We start from the raw sequence: 4,807 nt of genomic DNA, 5'->3' as shown, positions 1-4,807 counted from the left end.
CGGATCAGCCGCTACCGACGCACGGTGCGCGACTACGAACGGAAACCCGACCACCATGCGGCGTTCGTCCAGTGGTCAATGATCATCGTCATGAACCGACGCCTCGCCCGCTACCAGCGGTGATCCAGTTTCCGGACTGGCTCTGAGCTTGTTCTTTAAGTGCGCCACGAGCGCGGAGAGTGAGGTCGATGTAGGGGATCTCATTTGATGCGGTGCTGTGCAGGAGATGAAGGTTTTGTGGCCCTTCGGCATCGCCCTGTGGGGGGAGATGTCAAACCGCCTCAAGCTGCGTTGGCTGAAGACCGTCGTGGTGAGCGTTGAGGAAAAGGCACGGTTGACGTGTCAGGTGGGGATCGGAAAGGCGAGCGTAAGCGAACCGCTATTGACGTGTCGAAACAAGAAGATGACATCAAAACCGGTGCGGTTAAATGGTGCCGGGATGAGCCTGGCGGGTGCCCGCTTATTGGCCAGGCGGTGTCCGGCATGGAGGCGGCGCGAGTCCGGTCTGCGGCTTCTGCATGGAACGTGGGAAGGCGGACGCCGATACGGCTCGCCCAGCAAGTCTGGGGGAGCGAGAGGGAGTGCACCGGACGGCAGAAACCGGCAGGTGCTGAGTACCGATGCGGGGTCCGCTGGCGGACCGGTTCGTAGTAGTGGTGAAGCCCTGGTAATCGGGGTGGAGCGAAGGGGCCGGCTCACCGCTGTCTGTTCGCACGAACAACCGGACGTGTGCCGGGAGGAAGCGGGTGAACATGTCAAATCCGCAGGACAAGCCTTTTGACATTCCGAAACGACTGGTGTGGGAGGCGTACGAGAGGGTCAAGGCGAACAAGGGCGCGGCAGGCGTGGACGGGCAGTCCATCGAGGACTTCGAAGCCGATCTGAGGAACAATCTGTACAAGATTTGGAATCGGATGTCATCGGGGACGTACTTCCCGCCGCCGGTGAAGGCGGTGGAGATCCCCAAGCCAGGCGGCACACGAATGTTGGGTGTGCCCACTGTGGCTGATCGCGTGGCGCAGACGGTCGTCGCGTTGGCGTTGGAACCCCGAACAGAGTCGATCTTCCATGACGACTCGTACGGGTATCGACCCAGGCGCTCGGCGGTGCAGGCGATCGAGCGGTGCCGGCAACGGTGCTGGAAGAAGGACTGGATCATCGACCTGGATGTGCAAAAGTTCTTCGACTCTGTGGATCACGCTCTCATGGTCAAGGCTGTGGAAGCAAACACCGACCAGCGGTGGGTGGTGCTGTATGTCAAGCGGTGGCTGGTCGCCCCGCTGGCGCTGCCCGACGGAACCCTGCGAACCCGCGAGCGGGGAACTCCACAGGGTTCCGCGGTGTCACCTGTGTTGGCGAACCTGTTCATGCACTATGCGTTCGACTCGTGGCTGGAGCGGGAGTTCCCGACTGTGGAGTTCGAGCGCTATGCCGATGATGCGGTGGTGCATTGCGCGACAGAGCGTCAGGCCCGGCAGGTCTGGGCGGCGCTGGCTGAGCGGCTGGAAAGTGTCGGGTTGCGGTTGCATCCTGACAAGACAAAGCTGGTGTACTGCAAGGACTCCCGGCGGCGGGGCTCGTTCGAGCACACGTCGTTCACGTTCCTGGGGTATGCCTTCGGCCCGCGCAAGGCGAAGTATCCGGATGGGAAGGTCTTTACCTCCTTCCTGCCCGCGATCAGCCCTCAGGCCCTCAAAACGATGGGCAAACAGCTGCGCCACTGGCGCATTCACCGGCGCACCGAAGACTCTCTCGACGAGCTTGCCGATTGGATCAACCCGATCGTGGCGGGCTGGATGAACTACTACGGCCGGTTCTACCGGTCGCAGATGTATCCCTTCCTGCGGCGTATCAACACCTACCTGATGCGCTGGACGCGAAAGAAATACAAGAGGCTGCGCTCTTGGAAACGCTTCAAAGCGTGGTGGACCGGGCTCCTCGATCGAGATCCCGGCCTGTTCGCGCATTGGGCGTGGGAGCGGCAGTACTGCTGGAATTGGTGAGAAGAGCGGAGTGACGGGAGACTGTCACGCTCCGTTCCGTGGGAGCCCAGGGCTGCGACGCCCTGGGCCACCCGACCCTCGGACGTCTCGGTCGGCAGATGGTCCTGTGTGGACTCGGCGTGTCGTGGAGACGTAAAGCGGCCACCGCCTGATGATCCTTCGCGTTCCCTGCAAGGACACGAAGAACAGAACAGGCGGTGGCCGTGGCCACGATTCTGGACTACCTGGGTAGCGTCGTGTTGCCTGACACGCCCACGCCGAACGCGTCAGGGGTCGGGTCGGCTGAGGGCTCAGCAGCGAGGTTGGCTGGGTTTCGTCGGGACTTCTACCAGTGTCTGCCGCGGCGGGCGGACGCGTTGTTCGAGCTCACCGACGCGCTGCTGTGCTCGGGCGGGCCGGTGACCAGCCTGGTCGACCTGTCGTTGGCCGCCGAGCACCGCCGTGGTCACGGCGCTCTGTACGGCGCCTTGAGCGCTGGCGGAATCGATGTCGCCCGGCTGCGGGTGACCCTCGCAGGACTGGCGTTGCCTCGCGCCGCCGACGGGCGGATCATGCTCGCCGTTGACGTCAGCAACTGGCTGCGCCCGGACGCGTCCACCAGCCCAGGCCGGATGTTCTGCCACACCTACGGGCGCGCGAAGGGCCAAGCACAGATGATCCCCGGCTGGCCATACTCGTTCATCGCCGCCTTGGAGCCAGGCCGCACGTCGTGGACGCAGGTGCTCGACGCGGTGCGGCTGGGCCCGACCGACGACGCCACCGCGGTCACCGCCGACCAGCTCCGGCAGCTGATCGACCGGCTGATCCGCGTCGGGCACTGGCGGCCCGGCGAACCCGACATCCTGATCGTCTGCGACACCGGCTACGACACTGCCCGACTGGCCTGGGTGCTGTCCGACCTGCCCGTGCTCCTGGTCGGCCGAATCCGCTCGGACCGGGTCCTGCGGTTTCCCAAGCCCACCAGGCAGCCAGGCGCCATCGGCCGTCCCCGCAAACACGGCCCCGAGTTCGCCTGCAACGACCCGGCCACCTGGCCTACGCCGCAGCACACCACGCTCACCCCGACCAGCCGCTACGGCACCGCACAAGCCGACAGTTGGGACCAACTGCACCCCAGGCTGACCCGCCGCACCTGCTGGATCGACCACACCGGTGACCTGCCGATCATCGCCGGCACCCTGATCCGGCTACAGGTCGAGCACCTGCCCGGCGAACGTGACCCCAAACCGGTCTGGCTGTGGTGCTCCGCCATCAACGCCACCACCGCCGATATCGACCGCTGGTGGCAGGCGTTCCTGCGCCGCTTCGACCTCGAACACACCTTCCGCCTGTTCAAACAGACCCTGGGATGGACCCGGCCGAAGATCCGCACCACCGAAGCCGCCGACCGCTGTCCTGGCTGATCATCGCCGCCTACACCCAGCTACGCCTCGCCCGGCCCCTCGTCGCGGACCTGCGCCGGCCGTGGGAACGGCCCGCACCACCCGAGCGACTCACTCCCGCCCGGGTCCGTCGCGGGTTTCGGAACCTGCGTCCGACCACCGCCCTGCCGGCCAGCGCGCCGAAACCCGGCAGACCAGGTCCTGGGCGACCACCCGGCTCCCGCAACCGCCGGCGCGCACCCCGCCACGACGTCGGCAAAACCGTCAAGCGTGACTTGACCATCGCAGCACGTAAGCAACGCAAGGGTTAAAGGTCAAGCTTAGATGCTCAAGACCATGTCTAGACCGTCCGGGACCGTCCGCTTGGTCCTGGTCCTCGAACGCTCGGCAACTCGATCGGTCTCATCCCGTCCGGTCCAGTCCGCCCCGCTGGCTCCTACGCGTGGCTCCCGGACTTTCAGCTCGGGAGCGCGCATCTACCAGCTGTTGCGTTGGTCGTCGTGTTGTCCTGGTAGGTGTTGGAGACTGTGGGGATGGACGTCTGGTCGGTGCCACCGATGGATACCCGGGGACTGTTCGGCGAAGAGCGTCGCGATCTGCTGTCTCTGCTCGATCGATTGACGGTAGATCAGTGGGCCGCATCCACGCTTGCTGAGGGCTGGACGGTCAAGGACATCGCGTTGCATCTTCTCGACGGTGACCTTGGGCGGCTTTCTCGCGAACGCGACGCAGATACCACCGGACTGCTTCCGCACGGCGGTCCGGCGGCCACCTTCGCCGCCGCCTTGCATGAGAAGAACCAGCGGTGGCTGGACGCAGCGAGGCAGCTGAGCCCTCGGGTCACTCGGGACTTGCTGGCCTACTCCACCGAGCAACTGCAGGAGTGGACAGCCGAGGCAGATCTGCTCGCACCCACGCGGGTGAGCTGGGCTAGCGATAAGCCCGCGCCGGCGTGGCTCGACCTGGCCCGGGAGTTGACCGAGACGTGGGTACACCACCAGCAGATCCGCGCCGCCATCGGTCGCGAGACCGGCACCGACCGGCTGCCGACGGTCCTCCGCACCTTCGTCTGGGCGTTACCGCACCAATACCGCGTCCCCGCCGAACCTCGAACGACGGTGTTCCTCGACCTCGACATCGGCGGACAATGGAGCCTGGTCGCCGGCAACGAAGGCCGATGGAGCCTTCACGAAGGCTCCATCACCGATCCGGCCGCTTACGTCAGGTTCACGGCCGAGGCCGCTTGGCGATCCTTTACCGGCGCCGCGATACCACGTGGGGGGATCACTTACGCAGGCCCGAGCCAACTCACCGACCCAATGCTGGACGTACGCGGCATCATCGTCTAACGGCTGCTCACACCGAGCCGGATTCGTCTACATGAGGGGCACGTCCCGCTGGACGAGGGAGTGTCAAGTTAAC

Annotated in this window: 2 protein-coding genes and 1 pseudogene; all 3 read left to right on the top strand. The window is 65.2% G+C overall.

Going from position 1 to position 4,807, the window contains the following annotated elements; all coding sequences use genetic code 11:
- Positions 1-752: 752 nt before the first annotated feature.
- The 3 genes and pseudogenes from ltrA to FXF52_RS40310 all read left to right on the top strand — a co-directional run bounded on the left by ltrA (position 753) and on the right by FXF52_RS40310 (position 4,734).
- On the top strand, positions 753-2,003 hold the full coding sequence (gene ltrA / locus FXF52_RS40320; protein WP_148804902.1) for a group II intron reverse transcriptase/maturase: 1,251 nt from the start codon (positions 753-755) through the stop codon (positions 2,001-2,003).
- Positions 2,004-2,305: 302 nt separating this feature from the next.
- A pseudogene (locus FXF52_RS40315) lies at positions 2,306-3,696 on the top strand (NF041680 family putative transposase).
- A gap of 222 nt (positions 3,697-3,918) precedes the next feature.
- A complete protein-coding gene (locus FXF52_RS40310; protein ID WP_148804901.1) occupies positions 3,919-4,734 on the top strand; it encodes a maleylpyruvate isomerase family mycothiol-dependent enzyme in 816 nt (271 codons plus the stop codon).
- The last annotated feature ends 73 nt before the right edge of the window (positions 4,735-4,807 follow it).

Source organism: Micromonospora sp. MP36, assembly GCF_008119785.1.
GTDB lineage: Bacteria > Actinomycetota > Actinomycetes > Mycobacteriales > Micromonosporaceae > Micromonospora.
Note: the sequence above shows the minus strand (reverse complement) of the source record. Positions and strands in the feature narration are given on the sequence as shown.

Excerpts from the sequence above, each read along its gene's own strand:
- ltrA (WP_148804902.1), top strand. The coding sequence starts at position 753 with ATGTCAAATCCGCAGGACAAGCCTTTTGACATTCCGAAACGACTGGTG.
- FXF52_RS40310 (WP_148804901.1), top strand. The coding sequence starts at position 3,919 with ATGGACGTCTGGTCGGTGCCACCGATGGATACCCGGGGACTGTTCGGC.